General features: G+C 65.6%; 11 protein-coding genes and 1 tRNA gene. 8 read left to right on the top strand and 4 right to left on the bottom strand.

Annotation, left to right across the window (positions count from 1 at the left end; all coding sequences use genetic code 11):
• Positions 1-132 precede the first annotated feature (132 nt).
• Positions 133-222: transfer RNA gene (locus QMG84_RS15725), tRNA-Ser, on the top strand.
• 47 nt (positions 223-269) lie between these two features.
• Here QMG84_RS15725 and QMG84_RS15720 read toward each other — a convergent pair.
• The 3 genes from QMG84_RS15720 to QMG84_RS15710 all read right to left on the bottom strand — a co-directional run bounded on the left by QMG84_RS15720 (position 270) and on the right by QMG84_RS15710 (position 2,000).
• Positions 270-629, bottom strand: coding sequence for a type II toxin-antitoxin system PemK/MazF family toxin (locus QMG84_RS15720; protein ID WP_202071465.1), 360 nt, complete (start codon positions 627-629; stop codon positions 270-272).
• Positions 626-850 carry an antitoxin MazE family protein gene (locus tag QMG84_RS15715; protein WP_281929041.1) on the bottom strand — a complete coding sequence of 75 codons (225 nt, stop codon included), beginning with the start codon at positions 848-850 and terminating at the stop codon, positions 626-628. The genes QMG84_RS15720 and QMG84_RS15715 overlap by 4 nt, the downstream gene beginning before the upstream one ends.
• 112 nt (positions 851-962) lie before the next feature.
• Entirely contained in the window at positions 963-2,000 is a 1,038-nt protein-coding gene (locus QMG84_RS15710; RefSeq protein ID WP_281929039.1) for an aldo/keto reductase, read from the bottom strand.
• 143 nt (positions 2,001-2,143) lie between these two features.
• On the opposite strand from QMG84_RS15710, the gene QMG84_RS15705 reads away from it, so the two are divergent.
• Positions 2,144-3,049, top strand: a complete 906-nt coding sequence (locus QMG84_RS15705; protein WP_281929038.1) for a LysR family transcriptional regulator — start codon at positions 2,144-2,146, stop codon at positions 3,047-3,049.
• A gap of 42 nt (positions 3,050-3,091) precedes the next feature.
• On the opposite strand, the gene QMG84_RS15700 is transcribed toward QMG84_RS15705, so the two are convergent.
• Positions 3,092-4,090 carry an aldo/keto reductase gene (locus QMG84_RS15700; protein WP_281929036.1) on the bottom strand — a complete coding sequence of 333 codons (999 nt, stop codon included), beginning with the start codon at positions 4,088-4,090 and terminating at the stop codon, positions 3,092-3,094.
• 104 nt (positions 4,091-4,194) lie between these two features.
• Between QMG84_RS15700 and QMG84_RS15695 the strand changes: the two genes are divergently transcribed.
• The 6 genes from QMG84_RS15695 to istB all read left to right on the top strand — a co-directional run bounded on the left by QMG84_RS15695 (position 4,195) and on the right by istB (position 22,127).
• A complete protein-coding gene (locus tag QMG84_RS15695; protein WP_281929034.1) occupies positions 4,195-4,830 on the top strand; it encodes a TetR/AcrR family transcriptional regulator in 636 nt (211 codons plus the stop codon).
• 185 nt (positions 4,831-5,015) lie between these two features.
• Positions 5,016-5,522: a CBS domain-containing protein gene (locus QMG84_RS15690; protein ID WP_281929033.1), complete on the top strand. Its 507-nt coding sequence runs from the start codon at positions 5,016-5,018 to the stop codon at positions 5,520-5,522.
• Between the two features lie 77 nt (positions 5,523-5,599).
• Positions 5,600-7,474, top strand: a complete 1,875-nt coding sequence (ftsH, locus tag QMG84_RS15685) for an ATP-dependent zinc metalloprotease FtsH (protein ID WP_281929032.1) — start codon at positions 5,600-5,602, stop codon at positions 7,472-7,474.
• A gap of 389 nt (positions 7,475-7,863) precedes the next feature.
• Positions 7,864-19,392, top strand: a complete 11,529-nt coding sequence (locus QMG84_RS15680; RefSeq protein WP_281929031.1) for an Ig-like domain-containing protein — start codon at positions 7,864-7,866, stop codon at positions 19,390-19,392.
• 504 nt (positions 19,393-19,896) lie between these two features.
• Positions 19,897-21,396: an IS21 family transposase gene (istA, locus tag QMG84_RS15675; protein ID WP_281929030.1), complete on the top strand. Its 1,500-nt coding sequence runs from the start codon at positions 19,897-19,899 to the stop codon at positions 21,394-21,396.
• A gap of 2 nt (positions 21,397-21,398) precedes the next feature.
• The gene (istB, locus tag QMG84_RS15670; RefSeq protein ID WP_281932041.1) at positions 21,399-22,127 is read left to right on the top strand and encodes an IS21-like element helper ATPase IstB; all 729 of its coding nucleotides are present in this window, start codon (positions 21,399-21,401) and stop codon (positions 22,125-22,127) included.
• Positions 22,128-22,199 lie beyond the last annotated feature (72 nt).

Here is a 22,199-nt window from a genome sequence, read left to right as displayed (position 1 = left end):
CAAGCGGGAGTCGCGCCATTGGCGCAACCGAAACGCCGTTTGGACCTAAAAGACGGAAATTTGGGCGCAAGTGGGATAATTTCGATCTCGGCAATTGCGTTCCGAGCCGCCATGAATATATTGCGCGCCAACGGAGGGGTGGCCGAGTGGTTGAAGGCGCACGCCTGGAAAGTGTGTATACGGGAAACCGTATCGCGGGTTCGAATCCCGCCCCCTCCGCCATTCCATTTCCGCTTGATTGGCTCGCATGCCGCGCCTCGCGGCGCTTCTCATCGTTCCCCTTTCCGGCCCGTTCTCGACGACGCCGCCAAGCCGAGGAACACCATCACAGCCTGGTTGAGCCGGACCACGTCCTCGTCGTCCAGCCGGCCGATCCGCTCTCCGGCCTTGGATTTCGGGACGGTGGTAATCTTGTCCACCATCAGCCGAGAGGAGGAATTTAGCCCGTTGCGCTCGTTTGGCTCCACCAGAAGCCGGAACAGAGGCGCTTCGGTCGGGTCCGTGGTGAAGGCGCAGATCGTGATCGAATCCGTCGCATCGAAGCTGTCGTCCTGCACGATGACGACGGGGCGAGGCTTGCCTGCGTAGTGCTTGCCGCCGGAAACGGTCCAGATGTCTCCCCGCCTCATTCTTCGTCCCAGTCGGACACGGCGTCGATGAACGCCTGATCTTCGGCAGCATGGGCGCTCGCCGCCACGGCCAGAGATTGCCGGTGCGCCTCAGATCGGAAGGACGACGCCCGCACATCCGGCACCCAAATCTGGATCGGCCGCAGGCCTTGGGCGCGCAGCCGGTCTCGGTGCTCCCGCACCTTCACCTTGATGGGCTTCGTGCCTCTCGCCTGCACCATGATCCGATCCTCTGATAAAGTTACATGTAACCCATCGGGAGGCGCCGGGCAAGGGGAACAGATCGGTTTGGCAGTCCGGGATGCCGATCTCGCGCAAAACCCCGACGGGCCCTCAACCCACCATACCCGGATTGAGACGGGTGAACCCTTCCTGCCGCCGGTAAGGGAAATGCGGATAGGGCGCCGCAACGGCGCTCGCTTCGTCGAGCGTGGCGATCTGTTTGGCGGAAAGCGTCCAGCCGATTGCGCCGAGGTTCTGGCGAAGCTGATCCTCGTTGCGTGCGCCGATGATCACGGAGGAGACCGTCGGGCGCTGGATGAGCCAGTTGATCGCCACTTGCGGCACGGTCTTCCCGGTTTCCGCCGCCACGGCCTCCAGCGGATCGACGACGCGGTAAAGATAATCGTCCTCGACCGGCGGGCCGTACTGAGCGGTCTCATGCAAGCGGCTTCCTTCCGGCAATGGCGCGCCGCGCCTGATCTTGCCCGTGAGCCGTCCCCAACCAAGCGGACTCCACACCAGAGCGCCGAGACCCTGATCGGCCCCGAACGGCATGAGATCCCATTCGTAATCGCGGCCGATCAGCGAGTAATAGACTTGGTTGGCCACATAGCGCGGCCAGCCGTAGCGGTCGGCGACCGCCAGCGCCTTCATGATCTGCCAGCCAGAGAAGTTCGACACGCCGACGTAGCGAACCTTGCCGTCGCGCACGAGCGTATCGAGCGTGGATAACACTTCCTCCACGGGCGTCGCCGCGTCGAAGGCGTGCAATTGCAAGAGGTCGATATAGTCGGTGTCGAGCCGCCTCAGCGCGCCCTCGACCGCGCGGATCAGGCGGAAACGCGACGAGCCCGCGTCATTCGGGCCGTCGCCCATCGGCAGGCTGGTCTTTGTCGAGATAAGCGCGTGATTGCGCCGCCCCTTCAGCGCGGCGCCAAGCGCCTCCTCGGAGGCGCCGCTGGAATATACATCGGCCGTGTCGAAAAAATTGACGCCTGCGTCCAGGCAAATGTCGACGAGACGGCGCGCTTCGTTGGCGTCGGTAGTGCCCCAGGCGCGGAACAACTGTCCGACGCCGCCGAATGTGGCGGCGCCGAAGCTCAAGACGGGAACCTTGAGGCCGGATCGACCGAGCGAGCGATATTCCATTGAATGATCCTTTCAAATGCGAGTGGGCGATCGCCGGAACGAAGCCGGCGCGAGACCAACCCGGAAGACGTTCCCAAGATAGACGCCGCGCTGAAGGCGACATAGAATGCCGATAGGAACATCACTTATGAATTGAATGACCAATGACGCGGCCAGAGATCAACCGTTCCGGCGAGATGGAGGTCTTCGTTTGCGTGGTGGAGCGCGGAGGGTTCTCCGCCGCCGCACGCGCGCGCCGCATGACGCCTTCGGCCGTCAGCAAGCTCGTCTCCCGTCTGGAAGCTCGCCTTGGCGCAAGGTTGGTCAACCGTTCTACCCGCGCCTTTCAGCTCACGCCGGAGGGATGCGCATTCTATGAGCGGGCGGCGCGCATTCTGGCCGACATCGAGGACGCCGAACGTAGTGCAGGCTCGGGCGAGCAGCCGGTGGGTCGAATCCGGCTCACTGCCAACGCCTCCTATGCCACGCATATCTTGGCGCCGATCCTGCCCGAGTTTTTGGACCGCTATCCCGGCGTCACGCTCGATCTCATCCAGACCGACAGGGTGATGGATCTGCTGGCGGAGCGAACCGACGTGGCGGTTCGCGCGGGACCGCTCAAAAGTTCCAGCCTGGTCGCCCGAAAGCTGGGCGATACGGCCATGCTTGTCGTCGGCGCGCCTGCTTATCTCGCGCGCTTCGGCGAGCCGAAGACGGTGGATGAACTCGACCGTCACAACCGCCTCGGCTTCGGCTATGTCCGCACCGTCGATGGCTGGCCAATGCGCAAGGACGGCGAAATCATCGTCGTTCCCACCGTGGGGCGCGTGCAAGCGAGCGATGGCGAGGCGCTGCGGCGGCTGGCGCTCGGCGGCGCAGGGCTTGCGCGTCTCGCCAGCTTTACCGTGCGCGACGACATCGCCGCCGGCCGCCTTCGGCCTGTTCTCGAACATCTAAACCCCGGCGACCGGGAAGCCTTCCATGCCATCCACATCGGCCAGGGCGGGCCGCTCCCCTCGCGGGTAAGGGCGCTCCTCGACTTCCTCGCGGAAAGAGGGAAGGTATTATGACTCTGTCTCGGAAATAGGCCGTGGCGTCGTTCCTGTGGGCGATTACGTGCGCCACATCTTGACGATCTGCGGCGCGTAGCGATCCCCCTCGATGGCCCCCGGCGCGAAGAGACGGTCGAGGGCGGCGCGTTCGCCGGCCGAGAGAAGGATGTCGGTCGCCTCGAGATTCTCGCGAATGCGGCTGCGGTTGCTCATGCCCATCAGCGCCACGATGTCCGCGCCCTGCGCCAACACCCAGGCGGCGGCGAGTTGCGTGGGCGTGCAGCCCTTCGCGGCCGCCATTTTCTCGAACTCCGCGACAACGCCGAGATTTTTCGCGAGCGCTTCGCCCTGGAAGCGCGGCGTCGAGTTGCGCGCGTCGCCGAGCGGCAGCGGCCCCTTGATCGCGCCGGTGAGCAGCCCCTGCGCCGCCACGCTGTAGGCGACGACGCCGACGCCGAGCTCGCGCGCCACGGGCAGCAGGTCCTCCTCGATGGCGCGGCCGGCGAGCGAATATTCGACCTCGACGGCCGTCACCGGATAAACCGCATGGGCGCGGCGGAGCTGCGCGCCGGTTACCTCGGACAGGCCGAGATAGCGGACCTTGCCTTCTTTGATGAGGTCGGCGATCGCGCCGACTGTCTCCTCGATGGGGGCCGAGGTTGGGATACGGCCGGGCTGGTAGAGGTCGATCACATCGGTGTTAAGCCGCTCCAGCGAGTAGGAGCAGAAGTTCTTGACCGCGCGGGCGCTGACGTCGAGGCCAAGCGGCGTTCCGCTCGGCGCGACCATCATGCCGAATTTGACGCTGAGAAAAGCCCGGTCTCGGCGACCGCGCAGCGCGTCGCGCAGCAGCAATTCATTGTGACCCATGCCGTAGAAGTCGCCGGTGTTGATCAGCCGGATCCCCGCGTCGAGCGCCGCCTGGATCGTCGCCACGCTCTCGGCGTCTTGCGCCGCATCGTGGCGGCCGGGCTGCGGGCGCAACGGCGACATCCCCATGCAGCCGAGGCCGAGCGCCGGCAGTTCAGGTCCGTCCTTCCCTAATCGCCGCAGCTTCAACGGAATGTTCCTTTTGCTAGAATGATCGCTCTATCTTTATATCCACGACGGGAGCGGCGGGTCAAGATTCCTAGAGCGGCTGCTCTAGTTTTTGGAAGGGCAGCATGAGAAAGCTCGATCCCGCCCGGCACGATCAAAAGCGGCAGGAAATTCTGTCGGCCGCCAGACGCTGCTTCGAGCGCAGCGGGCTCAAGGGCGCCTCGATCGCGCACATTTGCAAGGAGGCCGGAATCAGCCCGGGCCACCTCTATCATTATTTCAAAAGCAAGGACGCGATCGTCGCCACGCTCTCCGAGGCCTGGCTCGACAACATCAGCCGGCGCTTCGAGCAATTGCCGATCGAGGAGGGCGGCGTCGTGGCGTCACTCGTCGAGGAAATCAGCCAGCTCGTTCCCAGCGGGCCGAACGCCCGTTCGCAGCTCGTCTTCGAAATGCTCGCGGAGAGCACGCGCAACGCCGGCATGGCGAAGCTGGTGCAGGCGCACAGCCGCAGGCTGCGCAGCATTCTGGCAAATGTGCTACGGCAGGGGCAGCAGCGGGGAGCGATCGATCCGGCCCTCGATCCCGAGACGACGGCGACGATCATGATCGCGATGATCGACGGGTTGAAAGCGCTGCCCCTTCGTGATCCCGAGGCCGATCGCCGCGCTGTCGCGGACATGTTGCAGCAGACGCTTGCGGCCATGCTGAAACGCGATCGGGCGGAAAAGACGGGCGAAATATCCGGTCGCAGGCGATAACCGGCGCCCGCTCCAGACGCCCTGCCGATAAGGCCGTTTTTCGAGTTGCGCCGCGGTTGCTCGCCAGGACAGGGTCGCGACCGCTTGCACGAAGCCGAGCATGCTCAGGTTGTGAAACGCCGCATTGAACATACTTGACAATGACAGGCGCCGATCGAGCCATCCTCGCGGCCCCGGAGCCGAACATGCGCGCGAAAGATATTATGACGACAGACGTGGCCTTCGTTGAGAGCGATGCGACCATGCGCGACGTCGCGCGGCTGTTGATCGAGAAATCGATCAGCGCCGCGCCGGTCCTCGAGGCGGGAAAGCCCGTCGGGATGATCAGCGAGGGCGACCTCGCCGCCGCCAATGAGCTGCGCCGGAAGGAGCGCGCCCAATGGTGGCTCGCCCAATTGGCGGAAGGTGAGCCGCTGGATGAGAAATTTCTGGCCGCCGCCCGGAGCGACAGTCGTTGCGTCAGAGAGCTGATGTCGCATCCGGTCATCGCGGTCGCCGAAACAGCGGAGGTCGAGGAGATCGCGCGCCTGATGGAGGCGCATAAGATCAAGCGGGTTCTCGTTTGCGACGACGGCCGGATGGTCGGGATCGTAACGCGAGCGGATATTGTACGCGCTATCGCGGCGGAGCTGGAGGCCCCTTTCCGAACGCCGCCGGTGACGGAGCAGGGCAGGGTGGTCGCCGCCGATTGAACGGGCGTGCGGCAAGGTTATGCTCGAGCAGGCTTCCCGGGACGGGATCGGCCGGCGTCCGGTGGGGAAAAACCATTATGGATCAATCCAGCGACAAGCCGAGGACACGTTTCGACATCGGCTATTTCCTGCTTGCCCTCTCGGCGATCCTCCTCATCCACCAGCTTCTGGACACAAGCAGCCGCGTCCAGATCGTCTCTTACAGCGAATTCTATGACATGCTGCGTGAGGGAAAGATCGCCGATGTCGAGGTCGGCGAAAAAACTGTGCGCGCCACATTGAAAACGCCGATGCGCGACGGGCGCAAGGACATTTTCGCCCGTCGCGTCGACCCGAATTTCGCCCAAGAGCTGGAAGCCGCGAAGGTGAAATATTCCGGGGCCGCCGAAAGCACCTGGGTGTCGACTCTTCTTTCCTGGATTTTGCCGGCGACGATTTTCTTTCTCATTTGGAGCTTTGTTTCCCGCCGCCTCGGGCAGGGGCTCGGCTCCATCATGTCCGTCGGGCAGAGCAAGGCCAAAATCTTCGTCGAAAAGGATATTCGGATCGGCTTCCGCGAGGTCGCCGGCGTCGATGAAGCCAAGGAAGAGCTTCAAGAGATCGTGGCGTTTCTCAAAGACCCGGCGACCTATGGCCGGCTCGGCGCGCATGTGCCCAAGGGCATCCTCCTCGTCGGCCCGCCCGGAACAGGCAAGACCTTGCTGGCGCGCGCGGTGGCGGGCGAGGCGGGGGTTCCCTTCTTTTCAATCAACGGCTCGGAATTCGTCGAAATGTTCGTGGGCGTCGGCGCCGCGCGCGTTCGCGATCTCTTCGCGCAGGCGCGCGCCACCGCGCCTTGCATTATCTTTATCGACGAATTGGATGCGCTCGGGCGCGCCAGAGGGATTTCCGGCCTGAGCGGCGGCCACGACGAGAAAGAACAGACGCTCAACCAGCTCCTGAGCGAACTCGACGGCTTCGATCCAACGGTCGGCGTGGTGCTGCTCGCCGCGACCAATCGCCCGGAGGTGCTCGACCCGGCCCTTTTGCGCGCGGGGCGTTTCGACCGTCAGATCTCAGTCGATCGGCCAGACAAGAACGGCCGTGTCGCCATTCTTCAGGTGCATTTGGCAAAGGTCAAATTGGACGGCGACGTGGATGCGGCGCAGATCGCGGCGATGACGCCGGGGTTCACCGGCGCCGATCTCGCCAATCTGGTCAATGAAGCGGCGATGCTGGCGACGCGGCGCAAGGCGACGGCGGTTTCGGCCGCCGACTTTACCGCGGCGATCGAGCGCGTTCTCGCCTGCCCCGAGAAGCGCAAGCGCATTCTCAATCCGCGTGAGCGGCGAATCGTGGCTTATCACGAGATGGGCCACGCCATTGTCGCAATGGCGCTGCCGGACGTCGATGCGATCAAGAAAGTCTCGATCATCCCGCGCGGCCTCGGGGCGCTCGGCTATACGATGCAAATGCCAACAGAAGATCGTTATCTGATGACGCGGACGGAGCTGCTCCACCGCATGACCGTGCTGCTCGGCGGTAGAGCGGCTGAAATGCTCATTTTCCAAGAGGCGACGACGGGCGCCGCGGACGATCTCCAACGCGCGACGGAGATGGCGCGCGCCATGGTCACGCGCTACGGAATGGAGGAAGAGCTCGGGCGCGCGTCTTTCGTCGTCGAACGCCCGCGTTATCTGGATTTACAGGGGCTGGGTCCGCAGCAATCGGAAATGAGCGACGAAACCAGCGCAAGGATCGACGAAGCGATCGGCCGTCTCGTCGAGGAGGCGTTCGAGCGGGCGACCGAGGTTCTGCGCGCTTGCGCATCCGTGCATCGCGAGTCGGCGGAGCGTCTGCTCGAAACAGAAACCTTCGGCGAAGAAGACCTTGGCGCGTTGTCGGCGCGGGTGAAAGCGATCGTTTCCGCGCAAGCCGCGACGCATGTCGGCGTGAGCGATTCCGCTCGATGAGAAAAGGGCGCAAGGTTTATTGAGGCTATTCTAATTTGTTCCCGCACTCATTTGCGTCGTTTGTAAACAAGCGGACGCAGGCCGAGTGAAATTTCTCATGGGATTGCCTTGGCCGGCTCCATTGCCGAGATAAAGCGATTTTTCGAAGCTAAACTGGAAGCCTGATCAGGCTGGATCAAAAACAGTTCCTCCACACGCAAGACGTCCGCTTCGGAAGCGCGCACACTCGCGACCGATATGGAATCCAGTGAACGACGGCGGCCGCCGAGGTCGTCGTTGCGTCGCCGATCGGTTCGAGCGCCGCGTCGTCGAGCCAATGTGTTTTCTTTTGCATCGTGTTGATGGAGGCCCGCACGCAGAGCGGCGCAAGGCTTCCACGGAGGGCTGGGATGAAGCTTCGCACGCAAGTCGTCAATTCTGGATCGCACTCCGCGCACACGGTCATTCTTTCCGGGAAGAGGGCCACTCTGGATGCAGGCCATGCCGAGCGCGTGGCTTTGGCGCTTCACGCCAACAGGGTTGCTGTTTACGAGCGTCAGGGCGACGATCTTATTCTCGTGTTGACGAATGGCGAATGGATCCGCCTGAACAATTTCTTCAGAGACGACGCGGACGGCCGTCCGGTCTTGTTTCTGGAAAAAGACGACTGCGCGGATGCTGACGCCGAGGGCGTCGACGGTCGCTACATCGAAATAAACTTCAGGGACGACCGCCAGGGAATCCTTCAGCCGATCCTGGCGGAGGATTCATGCGCGCGCATCGATGATCAAAGCGCGCCGGAGCACGCCGGCGGCCTGCCCGATATGGCGCTCTTGCCGTTGGCGCTGCTCGGCGCCGGAGGCGCCGCGGCTGGCGTTGCGGCCGCCGGGGGCGGCGGCAGTGGCGGCGGCGCATATCCTTTCGCCTGGTTTCCGCCCGCCGCGCCGGTTGCGCCTGCGGCGCCGACGTTGACGCTCTCCGACGCCAACGCCAACGGCCGACCGGAAGTCGCGGGGACTGCGGCGCCCGGCTCAACGGTGACGGTGACTTGGCCCGACGGCTCTACGTCCGTAGCGACGGCGGACGCGTCTGGCCATTACACGGCCGAGTCGCCGACGGTTCAGCCGAATGGCGCAGTGTCAGCGGTGGGGACTAGCCCCACTGGCGCAACCAGTCCGTCGGCGACGGCGACCTATACGGACACGACGCCCCCCGCGGCGCCGACGCTTGCCGCCATAGACGCCAACCTCAACGGCCGGCCCGAGGCCTCGGGGACGGCCGAGCCCGGCTCCACCGTAACGCTGACCTGGCCGGATGGAACGACATCTTCCGTGACGGCCGACGCCTCGGGTCAATACACGGTCGAGGCGCCGACAGTGCAGCCGACCGGGCCGGTGACCGCGACGGCGACGGACATCAACGGCAATGTGGGTCCGGCCGCCTCGACGATCTTTATCGATCCGCCGACGCTCGCTGTGTCCGACGCCGACGCCGACGGCCTGCCGGAAGCGGCGGGCGTGGCGGGGCCCGGCTCGACGGTGACGGTGACCTGGCCGGACGGCTCGATTTCGACGACGGTGGTGGACGCCGCCGGTCAATATGCGGTCGAGGCGCCGACAGTGCAGCCGAGCGGCCTGGTGACGGCGACGGCGACGGACCTCGCCGGCGAGGTAAGCCCAGCCACGACGGCGACCTATACCGACACGACCCCGCCGGCGCTGACGCTCGCCGTCGCCGAGGCGAATAGTTACGATCAGCCCGAAGCCTCGGGCTCCGCGGAGCCCGGCGCGACGGTGACCGTCACCTGGCCGGACGGTTCGACCTCGACGACGGTCGCCGATTTGGCGGGCCATTACCTTATCGAGGCCCCAACAGCCCAGACCAGCGGGCTGGTGACGGCGACGGCGACCGACATCAACGGAAACACCGCTCCCCCTGCGACAGTCGATTATATCGACTCCATCGCAACGAGGATCGCGAGTTTCAGCGATAGCGTCGGCGCGAACCGGGGTGATTATGCGAGCGGGACCGCGACGGACGACGCCTCGCCGGTTCTGCACGGCGCGATTTCCGCGCCGCTGCCGCCGGGCGAGGAAGTGCGCGTCTACGAAGGCGCGACGCTCATTGGGACGGCGAGCGTCTCGGGGACGAGCTGGACGCTGGCGCTTTCCGGCCTCTCGGAAGGAACGCACAGCTACACGGCGGTGGTGGCGGACGCGGCCGGCATTGATGGTCCGATCTCGTCTCCCTTCGTGGTGACGGTGGACACGACGGCGCCGACGGCCACCAGCGTCATCGCCAGCTTCACCGACAATGTCGGGACGCAGCAGGGGAACTACCTCAGCGGGACGGCGACGGACGATTCATCGCCGGTCCTGAACGGAACGCTGTCGGCGCCGCTGGCGTCGGGCGAGGAAGTGCGGGTTTACGAAGGCGCGACGCTGGTCGGGACGGCGAGCGTCTCGGGGACAGGCTGGACGCTGGCGCTTTCCGGGCTCTCGGAGGGAACGCACAACTACACGGCGGTCGTGGCGGACGCCGCCGGCAATGAAGGGACGGCCTCGGCGGCCTTCGCTGTGGCGGTCGATACGACGGCGCCGATCACGACGGCGACGATTGCGACCTTCACCGACAATGTCGGGTTGCACCAGGGCGATTACCCCAGCGCGACGAGCACGGACGACGCGTCGCCGGTCCTGAACGGAACGCTGTCGGCGCCGCTGGCGGCGGGCGAGGAAGTGCGGGTCTACGAAGGCGCGACGCTCATTGGGACGGCGAGCGTCTCGGGGACAGGCTGGACGCTGGCGCTCTCCGGGCTCTCGGAAGGGACGCACAGCTACACGGCGGTCGTGGCGGACGCGGCGGGCAATGAGGGGACGGCGTCGTCTGCCTTCGCTGTGGCGGTCGATACCACAGCGCCGGCGGCCACCACTGTCATCGCCAGTTTCACGGACAACGTCGGCGCGCACCAGGGCGATTACCCCAGCGCGACGAGCACGGACGATTCATCGCCTGTTCTGAACGGAACGCTGTCGGCGCCGCTTGCGGCGGGCGAGGAAGTGCGGGTCTACGAAGGCGCGACGCTGGTCGGGACGGCGAGCGTCTCGGGGACGAGTTGGAGTCTGGCGCTCTCCGGGCTTGCGGAAGGGACGCACAGCTATACGGCGGTGGTGGCGGACGCCGCCGGCAACGAGGGGACGGCCTCGTCTCCCTTCGCTGTGGCGGTGGATACGACGGCGCCGACTGTCGCCGCCAACATCGCCAGCTTCACGGACAACATCGGGACGCAGCAGGGGAACTACGCCAGCGGGACGGCGACGGACGACGCGTCTCCGGTTCTGAATGGAACGCTCTCGGCGCCGCTTGCGGCGGGCGAGGAAGTGCGGGTCTACGAAGGCGCGACGCTGGTCGGGACGGCGAGCGTCTCGGGGACGAGTTGGAGTCTGGCGCTCTCCGGGCTTGCGGAAGGGACGCACAGCTATACGGCGGTGGTGGCGGACGCGGCGGGCAATGAGGGGACGGCGTCGTCTGCCTTCGCTGTGGCGGTCGATGCGACGGCGCCGGCGACCACCACTGTCATCGCCAGCTTCACGGACAACGTCGGCGCGCACCAAGGGAACTACCTCAGCGGGACGGCGACGGACGATTCGTCGCCGGTTCTGAACGGAACGCTGTCGGCGCCGCTGGCGTCGGGCGAGGAAGTGCGGGTCTACGAAGGCGCGACGCTCATCGGGACGGCGAGCGTCTCGGGGACAGGCTGGACGCTGGCGCTCTCCGGGCTCTCGGAAGGGACGCACAGCTACACGGCGGTCGTGGCGGACGCGGCGGGCATTGAGGGGACGGCGTCGTCTGCCTTCGCTGTGGCGGTCGATACCACAGCGCCGACTGTCGCCACCAACATCGCCAGTTTCACGGACAATGTCGGCGCGCACCAGGGCGATTACCCCAGCGCGACGAGCACGGACGATTCATCGCCTGTTCTGAACGGAACGCTGTCGGCGCCGCTGGCGCCGGGCGAGGAAGTGCGGGTCTACGAAGGCGCGACGCTGGTCGGGACGGCGAGCGTCTCGGGGACGAGCTGGACGCTGGCGCTCTCCGGCCTCTCAGAGGGAACGCACAGCTACACGGCGGTCGTGGCGGACGCCGCGGGCAATGAGGGGACGGCGTCGGCGGCCTTCGCTGTGGCGGTCGATACGACGGCGCCGGCGACCACCGCCGTCATCGCCAGCTTCACGGACAATATCGGGACACAGCAGGGGAACTACGCCAGCGGAACGGCGACGGACGACGCGTCGCCGGTCCTGAACGGAACGCTGTCGGCGCCGCTGGCGGCGGGCGAGGAGTTGCGGGTCTACGAAGGCGCGACGCTCATTGGGACGGCGAGCGTCTCGGGGACAGGCTGGACGCTGGCGCTCTCCGGGCTCTCGGAAGGGACGCACAGCTACACGGCGGTCGTGGCGGACGCGGCGGGCAATGAGGGGACGGCGTCGTCTGCCTTCGCTGTGGCGGTCGATACCACAGCGCCGGCGGCCACCACTGTCATCGCCAGTTTCACGGACAACGTCGGCGCGCACCAGGGCGATTACCCCAGCGCGACGAGCACGGACGATTCATCGCCTGTTCTGAACGGAACGCTGTCGGCGCCGCTTGCGGCGGGCGAGGAAGTGCGGGTCTACGAAGGCGCGACGCTGGTCGGGACGGCGAGCGTCTCGGGGACGAGTTGGAGTCTGGCGCTCTCCGGGCTTGCGGAAGGGACGCACAGCTATACGGCGGTGGTGGCGGACGCGGCCGGCAATGAGGGGACCGCGTCGGCGGCCTTCGCTGTGGCGGTGGATACGACGGCGCCGACTGTCGCCACCAACATCGCCAGCTTCACGGACAACATCGGGACGCAGCAGGGGAACTACCTCAGCGGGACGGCGACGGACGACGCGTCTCCGGTTCTGAATGGAACGCTCTCGGCGCCGCTGGCGTCGGGCGAGGAAGTGCGCGTCTACGAAGGCGCGACGCTGGTCGGGACGGCGAGCGTCTCGGGGACGAGTTGGACTCTGGCGCTCTCCGGGCTTGCGGAGGGGACGCACAGCTATACGGCGGTGGTGGCGGACGCCGCCGGCAATGAAGGGACGGCCTCGTCTCCCTTCGCTGTGGCGGTGGATACGACGGCGCCGACTGTCGCCACCAACATCGCCAGCTTCACCGACAATGTCGGGACGCAGCAGGGGAACTACCTCAGCGGGACGGCGACGGACGATGCGTCGCCGGTCCTGAACGGAACGCTGTCGGCGCCGCTGGCGGCGGGCGAGGAGCTGCGGGTTTACGAAGGCGCGACGCTGGTCGGGACGGCGAGCGTCTCGGGGACGGGCTGGACGCTGGCGCTCTCCGGGCTCTCGGAAGGGACGCACAGCTATACGGCGGTGGTGGCGGACGCAGCCGGCAATGAGGGGACGGCGTCGTCGCCCTTCGCTGTGGCGGTGGATACGACGGCGCCGACTGTCGCCGCCAACATCGCCAGCTTCACGGACAATGTCGGGACGCAGCAGGGGAACTACCTCAGCGGGACGGCGACGGACGATTCGTCGCCGGTTCTAAATGGAATGCTGTCGACGCCGCTTGCGGCGGGCGAGGAAGTGCGCGTCTACGAAGGCGCGACGCTGGTCGGGACGGCGAGCGTCTCGGGGACGGGCTGGACGCTGGCGCTCTCCGGGCTCTCGGAAGGGACGCACAACTACACGGCGGTGGTGGCGGACGCCGCCGGCAATGAGGGGACGGCGTCGTCTGCCTTCGCTGTGGCGGTCGATGCGACGGCGCCGGCGACCACCACTGTCATCGCCAGCTTCACGGACAATGTCGGCGCGCACCAAGGGAACTACCTCAGCGGGACGGCGACGGACGATTCGTCGCCGGTTCTGAACGGAACGCTGTCGGCGCCGCTGGCGTCGGGCGAGGAAGTGCGGGTCTACGAAGGCGCGACGCTCATTGGGACGGCGAACGTCTCGGGGACGAGCTGGACGCTGGCGCTCTCCGGGCTCTCGGAAGGGACGCACAGCTACACGGCGGTCGTGGCGGACGCGGCGGGCAATGAGGGGACGGCGTCGTCTGCCTTCGCTGTGGCGGTCGATACCACAGCGCCGACTGTCGCCACCAACATCGCCAGTTTCACGGACAATGTCGGGACGAATCAGGGGAGCTACCCCAGCGGGACGGCGACGGACGATTCGTCGCCGGTTCTGAACGGAACGCTGTCGGCGCCGCTGGCGTCGGGCGAGGAAGTGCGCGTCTACGAAGGCGCGACGCTGGTCGGGACGGCGAGCGTCTCGGGGACGAGTTGGACTCTGGCGCTCTCCGGGCTTGCGGAGGGGACGCACAGCTATACGGCGGTGGTGGCGGACGCCGCCGGCAATGAAGGGACGGCCTCGTCTCCCTTCGCTGTGGCGGTGGATACGACGGCGCCGACTGTCGCCACCAACATCGCCAGCTTCACCGACAATGTCGGGACGCAGCAGGGGAACTACCTCAGCGGGACGGCGACGGACGATGCGTCGCCGGTCCTGAACGGAACGCTGTCGGCGCCGCTGGCGGCGGGCGAGGAGCTGCGGGTTTACGAAGGCGCGACGCTGATCGGAACGGCGAGCGTCTCGGGGACGGGCTGGACGCTGGCGCTTTCCGGGCTCTCGGAGGGAACGCACAACTACACGGCGGTGGTGGCGGACGCAGCCGGCAATGAGGGGACGGCGTCGTCGCCCTTCGCTGTGGCGGTGGATACGACGGCGCCGACTGTCGCCGCCGTCATCGCCAGCTTCACGGACAATATCGGGACACAGCAGGGGAACTACGCCAGCGGAACGGCGACGGACGATGCGTCGCCGGTGCTGAATGGAACGCTCTCGGCGCCGCTGGCGTCGGGCGAGGAAGTGCGGGTCTACGAAGGCGCGACGCTCATTGGGACGGCGAACGTCTCGGGGACGAGCTGGACGCTGGCGCTCTCCGGGCTCTCGGAAGGGACGCACAGCTACACGGCGGTCGTGGCGGACGCGGCGGGCAATGAGGGGACGGCGTCGTCTGCCTTCGCTGTGGCGGTCGATACCACAGCGCCGACTGTCGCCACCAACATCGCCAGTTTCACGGACAATGTCGGGACGAATCAGGGGAGCTACCCCAGCGGGACGGCGACGGACGATTCGTCGCCGGTTCTGAACGGAACGCTGTCGGCGCCGCTGGCGTCGGGCGAGGAAGTGCGGGTCTACGAAGGGGCGACGCTCATTGGGACGGCGAGCGTCTCGGGGACGGGCTGGACTCTGGCGCTCTCCGGGCTCTCGGAAGGGACGCACAGCTACACGGCGGTCGTGGCGGACGCGGCGGGCAATGAGGGGACGGCGTCGTCTGCCTTCGCTGTGGCGGTCGATACCACAGCGCCGACTGTCGCCACCAACATCGCCAGTTTCACGGACAATGTCGGGACGAATCAGGGGAGCTACCCCAGCGGGACGGCGACGGACGATTCGTCGCCGGTTCTGAACGGAACGCTGTCGGCGCCGCTGGCGTCGGGCGAGGAAGTGCGCGTCTACGAAGGCGCGACGCTGGTCGGGACGGCGAGCGTCTCGGGGACGAGTTGGACTCTGGCGCTCTCCGGGCTTGCGGAGGGGACGCACAGCTATACGGCGGTGGTGGCGGACGCCGCCGGCAATGAAGGGACGGCCTCGTCTCCCTTCGCTGTGGCGGTGGATACGACGGCGCCGACTGTCGCCACCAACATCGCCAGCTTCACCGACAATGTCGGGACGCAGCAGGGGAACTACCTCAGCGGGACGGCGACGGACGATGCGTCGCCGGTCCTGAACGGAACGCTGTCGGCGCCGCTGGCGGCGGGCGAGGAGCTGCGGGTTTACGAAGGCGCGACGCTGATCGGAACGGCGAGCGTCTCGGGGACGGGCTGGACGCTGGCGCTTTCCGGGCTCTCGGAGGGAACGCACAACTACACGGCGGTGGTGGCGGACGCAGCCGGCAATGAGGGGACGGCGTCGTCGCCCTTCGCTGTGGCGGTGGATACGACGGCGCCGACTGTCGCCGCCAACATCGCCAGCTTCACGGACAATGTCGGGACGCAGCAGGGGAACTACCTCAGCGGGACGGCGACGGACGATTCGTCGCCGGTTCTAAATGGAACGCTGTCGACGCCGCTTGCGGCGGGCGAGGAGTTGCGTGTCTACGAAGGCGCGACGCTCATTGGGACGGCGAGCGTCTCGGGGACAGGCTGGACTCTGGCGCTCTCCGGGCTTTCGGAAGGAATGCACAGCTACACGGCGGTGGTGGCGGACGCCGCCGGCAACGAGGGGACGGCCTCGTCTCCCTTCGCTGTGGCGGTGGATACGACGGCGCCGACTGTCGCCGCCAACATCGCCAGCTTCACGGACAACATCGGGACGCAGCAGGGGAACTACGCCAGCGGGACGGCGACGGACGACGCGTCTCCGGTTCTGAATGGAACGCTCTCGGCGCCGCTTGCGGCGGGCGAGGAAGTGCGGGTCTACGAAGGCGCGACGCTGGTCGGGACGGCGAGCGTCTCGGGGACGAGTTGGAGTCTGGCGCTCTCCGGGCTTGCGGAAGGGACGCACAGCTACACGGCGGTCGTGGCGGACGCGGCGGGCAATGAGGGGACGGCGTCGTCTGCCTTCGCTGTGGCGGTCGATGCGACGGCGCCGGCGACCACCACTGTCATCGCCAGCTTCACGGACAACGTCGGCGCGCACCAAGGGAACTACCTCAGCGGGACGGCGACGGACGATTCGTCGCCGGTTCTGAACGGAACGCTGTCGGCGCCGCTGGCGTCGGGCGAGGAAGTGCGGGTCTACGAAGGCGCGACGCTCATCGGGACGGCGAGCGTCTCGGGGACAGGCTGGACGCTGGCGCTCTCCGGGCTCTCGGAAGGGACGCACAGCTACACGGCGGTCGTCGCCGACACGGCCGGCAATGAAGGGACGGCCTCGTCTCCCTTCGCTGTGGGGGTGGATACGACGGCGCCGGCGACCACCACTGTCATCGCCAGCTTCAGCGACAACGTCGGGACGCAGCAGGGGAACTACCTCAGCGGGACGGCGACGGACGATTCGTCGCCGGTCCTGAACGGGACTCTGTCCGCGCCGCTTGCGGCGGGCGAGGAGCTTCGGGTCTACGAAGGCGCGACGCTCATTGGGACGGCGAGCGTCTCGGGGACAAGTTGGACGCTGGCGCTTTCCGGCCTCTCGGAAGGGACGCACAGCTATACGGCGGTGGTCGCCGACGCCGCGGGCAATGAGGGGACGGCGTCGTCTCCGTTCGCCGTGGCGGTCGATACGACGGCGCCCTCGGGCACGCTGCTGATCGACCTTGCCAGTGCGAGCGACACTGGCCCGAGCACCACCGACAACATCACCGCCCTCTCGACGCCGACAGTCACAGTATATGTCAGCGGCGTCAACGCGGCCGACGCCGCCTCGATTGAAGCAGGGCATACAACCCTCAATTTGTGGGACGACGCGAATAACAACAATGCGATTGACGCGGGCGAGCGAGTGCTGGTCAGCAACGATAATTTCAGCGCAGCGTTTGCCGGCTCCTCGGCGATGCTCAGCCTCACGCTGCCGTCTCTTCCGGACGCGGTCTATAATTTGAAAGTTGAAATGACCGACCCCGCCGGAAATGCAAAGGTGGGCTATTTCGATAGCTCGAGCACTTCCGGAAGCTTGCTCACAGTTTCGACCGGGACGTTTACGACCGCGAACGCGGGTTATTCAGTGCAGTCTCACGACGGTCTCGGCTTTGCGGCGAGCGCGGCGGGGGACTTCAACGGCGACGGATACATGGACTATGCGGTTTCGGGGCCGCACGACCACTATGGCGACGCGGTCGGAGGGGCGTCCGAACTGTACCTGATCTATGGCTCGGCCAACGGTTTGCCGTCGACCAACGACGCCGATAGCCTACCGGCGTCGAAGGCGCTGCATATCACTGGCCAGGGCGTTTCCGGGGACCAAGACATTCAGGGCTTGCAAGTGCAAGGCGTCGGCGACCTGAACGGCGACGGATTTAGCGACCTTCTCGTGACATCTGTGCTGAACGACGGCGCCTTTGTCATCTGGGGACGCGCGGCGGCCACGGGGACGATCAGCCTTGGCTCGATGGATACAACCGCGACGAGCGACGGGTTCGCAATTCACGGCGTTACGGGCTCCGTTTTGTTTGGGGCCGCGGGCGGCAGCACGGACTTGAACAACGATGGCTATGCGGATCTGCTTTTGAGCGATCCCAGCGGTTACTCGGCCGAGTCGTCGCCCGCCGGCGCTTTAGCCGCCGGCGCCTTGCACGTGCTCTATGGTCATTCGGGCACTGGGCCGGCGGTCTGGACGAATCTATATGGGAACGCAAACGGTCTATACGACTCCGTGACCAACACCCAATTGGGAGCGGGCGCCCAGACCACGATTGGGACGAATGACGCTGCCGCGGCGCATTTCGGCGGCAAGGTCGAGAATGTGGGAGATGTGAACGGCGACGGCATTCTCGATTTTGTCGTCACCGATCCGCGGCTCGGCGACGCAACTGCGCTCAACTCGGGCGCTGCCTATCTCGTTTTTGGGCAGCAGGGCGGTCTCGCGTCTGACGTGAACATAACTTCTCTGCTTTCTGCGGGGCAGGCCATTCGTCTCTATGGCTCTCAGGTCGGAGAAGACCTCGGCGGCGCTCAATTGGACTATGGGAATAACGGTTCGGCTGACGCGTGGCGCTCGGGCGAAGGAAATACGATCGCCGCATTGGGCGACATCAATGGCGACGGCTTTGGGGATTTTGCGATTGGCTCGCCCGAATGGGGCGATGCGTTGGAGGATGGTTTCGCGCCCGGGCGCGTTTACGTGCTCTACGGCAGTCAATCGGGATGGGCCTCCGGGTCGATTGCAACCGCGGCGAGCGGCGCCAACGGCTTCACGCTGACCAGCAGCCTGTCGACCAACGCAACAAACGGCTGGCTGGGTTTCGATATTCGCGGCGCCGGCGACATCAATGGCGATGGCGTCGATGATTTCCTGATCGGCGCGCCAGGGATCGACGCGGGCGGGACCGACAGCGGCAGCGTATATGTGGTCTATGGCGACGGCGGCGGGGGTTTTGTAAGCGGCAACCTTGAGGCAATGGTCTCCGGCGGGACCGCCGTAAGGCTCGACGATTTGGGCGCGGGGTCTCTCCTGGGCGTCAGCACGGCCGTGGGCGATTGGAACGGCGACGGCATAAGCGACTTTGCCATCGGTGCCTGGGGGATCAATACGGGCGCCGGCGGCTTCTACAGCTTCCTGGGTTCGACCAGCGAACTCACCCAATCCTTCACTGTCGGGAACGACACGCTGGTTGCCGCAGGCACGACGATCGGGGCCGCTCCGATCGTTGACGGCGTCGATCGGATCAGCGGCGGTCTGGGCAATGATACGATACTCGGCATCGGCACGGACACGACCGGCACGACTGCAACCAGCGCCTTGCACGACGTGGCTTATGGCGGGCAGGGAAGCGACGCGATCCATCTTGTCGGCCTCAACTTCACGCGCGTCGATGGCGGCCAGGGGATCGATACTCTGGCGCTGGATGGGTCTGGTCTGGTTCTGAACCTCGGCGATTATGGCGACAGGGTCCAGGGCTTCGAGAAGTTCGATTTGGGGACCGGCGGCAATGAGCTCGATATCCGCCTTTCCGATGTGTTGAACGAACCCGAAGCGGCGTCGGCGCTCGGGCATATCGAGATCACGGGCAGCGCAGGGTCGACTGTGAACCTCATCGATGGCGGCGGCGCGTGGTCGGTTACGAATACGCAGACAGTCGGTTCCGTGACCTTCGATGTTTATCACAGCAGCGCTCTCGATGCGGCTCATACGTTCGGCGATGTCTGGATTCAGCAAGGGATAGTGGTTGTCTGATTGGTCGGCGTCATTCCTGACGCTCGCATAGCGAGCGATCGGGAATCCACTGCAAAGCAGCGCTTTTGTGGCTCTGCCTTCCTGATCGGGCCTCCGGCCCGTCGGGAATGACAGGCGCTGATGCGCGTTGCCAAACGGAAATAGTCTGATTCAGAGGCGGGGGCTCGCATCCCTGATTTGGAGCGAGAATGGCTTTCGTCGACGCGCTCTACGCATGCGGCGCAGTGGAGAGCTGCTTTTGTCGAGTGATTTTTACTCCAGGAGAATTTTGCTTGAAAAAGCGTGTCGGGCGCCTCACGAGGCGCCTTATCCTCGGTCTGCTTGAACAGCTCGCATTAGAGTTCGCCATTCCCGGCGGGGGCAAAGTCCAACCGGGAATGTCTTGTCTTCTTTGTGAATCGGCGTGGAATAAGGACCCCGTTTTCGGGGTGATCGGCATCCAATCGGGACCCCGGGGCTGAGGGTCCACATTGGCCTCCTTTTTCGAGGGAGGCCGGGGTTGGGATGCTGGTTGTGGAAACGATTGCGAAGATACGGCGCGCCTATTTTTCCCAGAAGAAGCCGATCAAGGAGATCTGTCGCGAGCTGCGCGTGTCGCGGAAGGTGGTGCGCAAGGTCGTTCGGTCGGACGCGACGGAGTTCCGCTACGAACGCGAGACGCAGCCGCTTCCCAAGATTGGCCCCTGGCGGGAGCAACTGGAAGGGCTCCTATCGGAGAACGAGGCAAAGGCGCCTCGGGAACGGCTGACGCTTGTCCGGCTTTACGAGGAGCTGCGCGGGATTGGCTATGACGGAAGCTACGACGCTGTCCGCCGCTACGCGAAAAACTGGCGCAAGGAACGCGGCGCCGCCCTGGCCCAGGCCTATGTGCCGCTGACCTTTTCCCCGGGCGAGGCCTATCAGTTCGACTGGAGCCACGAAGTCGTCGTGCTGAACGGCGCGACGGTGACCGTGAAGGTCGCCCACATGCGGCTTTGCCATAGCCGCATGCCGTTCGTCCGCGCCTATCCGCGCGAGACGCAAGAGATGGTGTTCGACGCGCACGATCGCGCCTTCGCCTTTTTCAAGGGCGCTTGCGCGCGCGGCATCTACGACAACATGAAGACGGCGGTGGAGACGATCTTCGTCGGCAAGGAGCGGCAATACAACCGCCGCTTCCTCCAGATGTGCGGGCATTACCTCGTCGAGCCCGTGGCCTGCACGCCGGCGTCTGGCTGGGAGAAAGGCCAGGTCGAAAACCAGGTCGGCTTGGTGCGCGAGCGCTTCTTCACGCCGCGTCTGAGGTTTAAGAGTTACGACGAGTTGAACGCCTGGCTGCTCGACAAATGCGTCGCCTACGCCAAAGCGCATCGCCATCCCGAGATTGCCGATAAAACAATCTGGGAGGCCTTCGAGGAGGAGCGCCCAAAGCTCGTGCCGTTGCGGGGCCGCTTCGACGGCTTCCATGCGGTGAGCGCGGCGGTGTCGAAGACCTGCCTGGTCCGCTTCGACAGCAACAAATACTCGGTGAAGGCCAGCGCCGTGGGCCGGCCCGTCGAAGTCCAGGCCTATGCCGACCGCATCATCATTCGGCAGGACGGGATTGTCGTCGCCGAACACCGTAGGCGCTTTGGCCGAGACGAGACGGCCTATGACCCTTGGCATTACGTGCCCGTGCTGGCGAGGAAGCCGGGCGCCCTGAGGAACGGCGCGCCGTTCAAGGACTGGGTGCTGCCGTCCGCCATGGAGAAGATCCGCCGCAAGCTCGCGGGCTCCGCCGACGGCGATCGGCAGATGGTGAAAATCCTCGCCGCCGTTCTCGACGACGGACTGCCAGCGGTCGAAGCCGCCTGCACCGAGGCGGCTGATCAGGGCGTTCATTCCGCCGACGTCATTCTCAACATTCTGGCGCGTCGCCGCGATCCCGGCCCGCCGCTGACCATCCTCACGCCGGACGCCCTGACGCTCCGGCACGCCCCTCTCGCCGATTGCGCAAGATACGACCAACTGAGGAGTTCGGGCTGATGATGGAACGCACGCAAATCTTCGATTTGATGGGAGAACTCAAGCTCCATGGCATGAGGAGCGCTTACGACGAGGTGATGGCGACGGGCATCAAGCGGCAGCATGAGCCGCCGCAGATCGTGGGCGACCTTCTCAAAGCCGAAATCGCCGAAAAGCACGCCCGCTCGATCAAATATCAGATGACGATCGCCAAGCTGCCCTTGGCGAAAGACATCGACGACTTCGACTTCGACGGGGCGACAGTCAACGAAACCCTGGTGCGCGATCTCGCCAGCGGGGCCTTCGTCGGTCAGCAGCGAAACATTGTTCTCGTCGGCGGCACAGGAACTGGCAAGACGCATCTCGCCATCGCCATTGCCCGAAGCTGCATTCGCGCCGGCCTGCGCGGGCGCTTCTTCAATACGGTCGATCTCGTCAATCGCCTCGAGGCGGAGACCCGCGCTGGACGCCAGGGGCGCATCGCCGACTACCTCACCCGCATGGACTTCGTTGTTCTCGACGAACTCGGCTATCTGCCCTTCGCGCAGGCGGGCGGCCAGCTCCTGTTCCACCTCGTCAGCCGGCTCTATGAGCGCACCTCGGTGATCGTCACCACCAATCTCGCCTTCGGCGAATGGCCCAGCGTCTTCGTCGACGCCAAGATGACGACCGCGCTGCTCGATCGCCTCACCCATCACTGCGACATCGTCGAAACCGGCAACGAAAGCTGGCGCTTCAAAAACCGCGCCTGACGCCGTCGCCCCATTCAGGCCGCTGCGGTTATCGGCGTAACTCCGGTCGGGCTACGCCCTCCCTCCGTCACG

The sequence above is a fragment of the Methylocystis iwaonis genome, assembly GCF_027925385.1.
In the GTDB taxonomy this organism is placed as follows: Bacteria; Pseudomonadota; Alphaproteobacteria; order Rhizobiales; family Beijerinckiaceae; genus Methylocystis; species Methylocystis iwaonis.
This window is presented reverse-complemented; position numbering and strand designations above follow the sequence as displayed.

Bases quoted from the DNA above. Each gene is read 5' to 3' on its own strand.
- QMG84_RS15720 (WP_202071465.1), bottom strand. From the start codon at position 629: ATGAGGCGGGGAGACATCTGGACCGTTTCCGGCGGCAAGCACTACGCA.
- QMG84_RS15715 (WP_281929041.1), bottom strand. From the start codon at position 850: ATGGTGCAGGCGAGAGGCACGAAGCCCATCAAGGTGAAGGTGCGGGAG.
- QMG84_RS15710 (WP_281929039.1), bottom strand. From the start codon at position 2,000: ATGGAATATCGCTCGCTCGGTCGATCCGGCCTCAAGGTTCCCGTCTTG.
- QMG84_RS15705 (WP_281929038.1), top strand. From the start codon at position 2,144: ATGACGCGGCCAGAGATCAACCGTTCCGGCGAGATGGAGGTCTTCGTT.
- QMG84_RS15695 (WP_281929034.1), top strand. From the start codon at position 4,195: ATGAGAAAGCTCGATCCCGCCCGGCACGATCAAAAGCGGCAGGAAATT.
- QMG84_RS15690 (WP_281929033.1), top strand. From the start codon at position 5,016: ATGCGCGCGAAAGATATTATGACGACAGACGTGGCCTTCGTTGAGAGC.
- ftsH (WP_281929032.1), top strand. From the start codon at position 5,600: ATGGATCAATCCAGCGACAAGCCGAGGACACGTTTCGACATCGGCTAT.
- QMG84_RS15680 (WP_281929031.1), top strand. From the start codon at position 7,864: ATGAAGCTTCGCACGCAAGTCGTCAATTCTGGATCGCACTCCGCGCAC.
- istA (WP_281929030.1), top strand. From the start codon at position 19,897: ATGCTGGTTGTGGAAACGATTGCGAAGATACGGCGCGCCTATTTTTCC.
- istB (WP_281932041.1), top strand. From the start codon at position 21,399: ATGGAACGCACGCAAATCTTCGATTTGATGGGAGAACTCAAGCTCCAT.